The 4,095-nt window shown below is 37.6% G+C and carries 4 protein-coding genes and 1 tRNA gene; 2 read left to right on the top strand and 3 right to left on the bottom strand.

Going from position 1 to position 4,095, the window contains the following annotated elements:
• Positions 1-394: 394 nt before the first annotated feature.
• The gene (locus tag ACFO3G_RS03800; protein WP_380078136.1) at positions 395-697 is read left to right on the top strand and encodes a hypothetical protein; all 303 of its coding nucleotides are present in this window, start codon (positions 395-397) and stop codon (positions 695-697) included.
• 262 nt (positions 698-959) lie between these two features.
• On the opposite strand, the gene ACFO3G_RS03795 is transcribed toward ACFO3G_RS03800, so the two are convergent.
• From ACFO3G_RS03795 to lpxZ, 3 genes are all read right to left on the bottom strand, one after another.
• Positions 960-1,035 (bottom strand) — tRNA-Pro (locus ACFO3G_RS03795).
• A gap of 319 nt (positions 1,036-1,354) precedes the next feature.
• Positions 1,355-1,777, bottom strand: coding sequence for an A1S_2505 family phage non-structural protein (locus tag ACFO3G_RS03790; protein WP_380078135.1), 423 nt, complete (start codon positions 1,775-1,777; stop codon positions 1,355-1,357).
• Between the two features lie 31 nt (positions 1,778-1,808).
• Positions 1,809-3,005 (bottom strand): LpxZ family protein, encoded by a 1,197-nt coding sequence (gene lpxZ / locus ACFO3G_RS03785; RefSeq protein ID WP_380078133.1) that lies wholly within the window; start codon positions 3,003-3,005, stop codon positions 1,809-1,811.
• Positions 3,006-3,320: 315 nt separating this feature from the next.
• Here lpxZ and ACFO3G_RS03780 point away from each other — a divergent pair, with 315 nt between their 5' ends.
• Entirely contained in the window at positions 3,321-3,950 is a 630-nt protein-coding gene (locus tag ACFO3G_RS03780) for a DUF4294 domain-containing protein (protein ID WP_380078131.1), read from the top strand.
• Positions 3,951-4,095: the final 145 nt, after the last annotated feature.

Raw genomic sequence — 4,095 nt, 5'->3', positions numbered from 1 at the left:
CGGGCGGACGCCAATCCCCCCGGTGTTTTTCATGCCCGCCTGACGGATGAACTAAACAATGAAAGGAAATGATTAATTTTGACTCAAAGATAAATCTCCTTTACACACTTTTTGGGATACTACCTTTCAATCTTGAAAGATAAGCCCCATCCTTTAGAGTCTAAAGTCGGCTGTCTTACAAAATCATTTGCAAGATTGAGTCATCAATCAGTATTTGATCCAAGCGAATGCCTATGGGGCAAAGGATTTGCCTAAATGGACTGTTTTTCTTTTTTTTTGAATGTATTGAGAGGTTGGCTGTCCGATAAAACTAAGCGTAATTTACAGACCAATGCCTTAGAATAGGTAATACCATTTGATTAGTGAGCAATTGAGAGAATAGAGAGCAATTTATATGAAATCCAAGTTTGCTGTGCTGCCAAAACTTTTACCAGACAGCAATAAAATAAAATACAAAAGGCTTGAAAAAATTTCCAAGCCTTTTGTTATGGGGAGCCGCATCACTGAAAAGTCAAAACTCCTAATGACAGGATTTGAGGATTTTGCAATCTCTGTAATCCGCCGGACTCAAAGAATCTCTACCGAAGTAGTGCGGCCCGCCATTAAAAGCAAAATTGCCCTCGGAATTAGTATAATTGATGAGTTTCGCAAATTGAGCGATGCGGCATATTATCTAATCCTTTCTGCAAAGGTATAAAAAGATATCTATTAGACAAATATTATTGATTAAATATAGAAAAAATGTAAGCATGATTATGCTTATTGTGTCATTTATCTGTGATTTATAGATATTTACGATCAAATAGAAAAGTGACTTTAGGCTTTTAGTTTGATGGATAACTATGCTTATCACACCTGTTCGATGGAGATTCCAAAGGGAGTTTGGTTATTGATCGTCATAAATCTTATATAATTCACAGACGCTATAAATAAAAAAGGGGAACCTAAATTCCCCATTATGGTCGGGATGAGAAGACTCGAACTTCCGACCTCCACGTCCCGAACGTGGCGCGCTGCCAACTGTGCTACATCCCGTTTGACCGATGCAAAAGTAGCAAAGTTTTTTTGAATAACAAGTATTTATGAAAACTAATTTGTGAATTGAAATGCCAATTGCAATGCAATTCTAACGAAATCAGGAAGATATAACATTATACTAAAGGGACTGTCTAATGAAACCTATATTGGATTAATAGAAAAATGCTACGAGAAAACTTTGAACTGAGCACAAAAACTCACCAATCATCCAAAAAGATATTAGTGCATTTTGATGTTATAATATGACATACCCTTATACACATATTCATCTATAACAGTTTACCTATTCTTATAAAGGCTATCGATAAACCGGTGATTAGTGGAGTAGTATCTCTACAAATTTTCTTGGCAATGAAATGTTGCCAAGGGTAAGAGCTTCCTCGAAAAGAGGAGCTATCTGCTCTTCTGTAAATCCGGCTATGCCACATCCTATGGGCGTGACGAAGAAGAATAGCTCTTGATGCTGTTTTGCAAATGCTATAAATTGCTCTGTATATGGCTTGATTGTCTCTATACCTCCCTGCATGGTTGGAATGGCATAAGATTGCCCAAAAAGCCCTACGCCTTCACCCATTACTGCTCCAAAGTGTTTGAAGGCCACGCTTGCAGCACCTCCAAGATGCCTTCCATGGAGGTTGCTACCAAAAACAAATATCTCATCTTCTTTGAGAGATGTAATCATATTAGGAGTAAATAAGGGCTTATCTGTCCATTTGGGCGAATGTTTGAATTGTGTCATAATAGAGTTGTTTTTATTGCCAGTAAGGTAATTACTTTTTAAGAATAACTGAAGGAGAGATAGACATATAGGCCTCCATAGCCGAACTGCTTCCATTGTATGGTTTATTGGGATGGATCCAGAAAGTGGTGCTAAATCCAAATGTCAATCCAGGCTTAAAAGTGTAATGTATATCTCCGTATATCTGGAAGTAAGAACTTTTCTTTTGATCGATAGCTTCTCTGTGAGCGTTCAGACAATTTGCAAATGGAAGTCCAAGAGGAGAAATATATCCATCACCTCTAAAGTAAGCCAATTCCAAATTGGCAATTTTATGGTGTGCACCCAATGTTACATAATAAGCTTTTCCATCTTTTGATGGATAATGTTCACCTCTTTGTAGATAACCCAAACCATAAAGAGAGGCTGTAAGGTCTGTTTTCCCCAATAGGTTGGTACGGTAAGCTGCTTGAATACCCAATGCTGCATTGATCCAAGTATGTACTGTATCATTTTGAGTGAGATTGTATTCTCCTCCTCTATGGCATGCAACAACTTGGAGAGGCATACTCAACCTAAAACTCTTTTCTTGCGGCATAAGATTGTAATTTATGCTTAGACCGCCGGTGAAAGCTTCTTGATGATTATCTACTTTATATATAAAGCTTTGCCAATTGACCCATATATCGGATTGAAACCTATTGTTGCCATATCTATATTGGACACCCATTTCCGGGTCAGCGGTTAGGTTAAGTTCCGGATTATAAAGAGGAGCAATTAGTTGATGGTAAGCTGCTCCGTAAATTGTTCCTAAAACAAAAATCGATTTGGATGTTGGTTTGATTTCCGCTCTAACAATGGGCAAGAGATGCACTTTATTTGCATGTTTGCGATCTGACCAATAGGCTACATCTGTATAAGCTACACTCCCCGGATATTTGCTTGCCCCAAAGTATCCCAAATTGTATAGTCCTACGCTTAGCTTTGCCCCATAAAGAGCTTTGATGGAATACCCTACAGAGGCAGAAAGTCTATATCCCGGAAGGGTATATCCGGTATACAAATTGCTTAGATACTCATTGTTTCTAAAAAAAGCTTCTCCTGACCAATCGAGGGTAATAGTAGAAGAATCTATCACTTGATGCTCCGGACGGTTTGTATCACCTACATAATAATGTTGTTGGCCTCGCACCGCCATGGAGCAAAGCAAGAACGACGTAAATAAGAAAAGTAGTTTATTTGAAGTCATTTGTTAAAGTATAATATTCCTTAAACATATGGTTTGTTTGGTCGAATAGATTGGTGGACAGATGATGTATCTTCCTTTTTCCACCCCGTAAAGGTAAGAAAGTTAATCTCAAAAAGTCAATGAAGTATGTAAGGAGAATACTAAACTCTTACTCAAAATGGGTTTAGTCACACATCGATTACTCTTTTGATAAAACTATTTAAGCAGGAATTGTCTATTGAAGTTAATTTGTTTTTGTGTTTTCTCTCAAGGTAAACTGTTTTAATTAGCTTGGTAATTATTAACTTTAGCACCTAATAATTGATACACTTGAATATGAGGATAACAAAAGTAATTATTACAATATTCGTCTCTTTGCTTGTTTATTCTTTATCTTTTGAAGAGATGAAGGCTCAAGGCCACTTCGAAACCCCTGTGAAGCAAGATTCGATCATGATGATGCATATTGAGAATGGAGATACTATATACATAACTGTTTTACCCAATCTAATTGTCTCCAATAAAGCATATAAGCCTTTGACTAAAGAGCAAAAGCAAATCTTATGGCGACTTATTAGGGATGTCAGAAAAACTTTACCTATAGCTAAATCTTGGGCTGCACAGTTGGTGGAAACCTATGAGTACACTCAAACGATGCCGAATAAAAAAGATAGAGAGAAACACCTCAAAAGAGTACAAGATGAGCTGATGGAAACCTACAAGCCTATTATGAAAAAATTAACTTTGAGACAAGGGAAAATACTTATAAAACTTGTTGGAAGACAGACCAATCAGACAAGCTATGATATAGTAAAAGCAATCTCAGGTAGCTGGAAAGCTTTTTGGTGGAATGCTTATGCCAATCTATTCGGGGCCAGTTTGAAGGAGAAGTATGATCCTTTGCATGTTCCGGAGGATGCTTTGATTGAGAGGATTATTCATATGATAGAGGACGGAAAACTCTAAGAGACTTGGAATAATGGGCATATTACTTCGTTGCCTGCGACATTCGAGTTCGGTCACATACGTCAGTATGCTCCCATCACATCGAAGTCTTGTCGCCTTGTCCTATGCCCATTCTTCCAAGTCTCTCTATGACTGACTTGTATAT

It is taken from the genome of Falsiporphyromonas endometrii, assembly GCF_042654485.1.
GTDB classification, from domain to species: Bacteria; Bacteroidota; Bacteroidia; order Bacteroidales; family Porphyromonadaceae; genus Porphyromonas; species Porphyromonas endometrii.
Note: the sequence above shows the minus strand (reverse complement) of the source record. Positions and strands in the feature narration are given on the sequence as shown.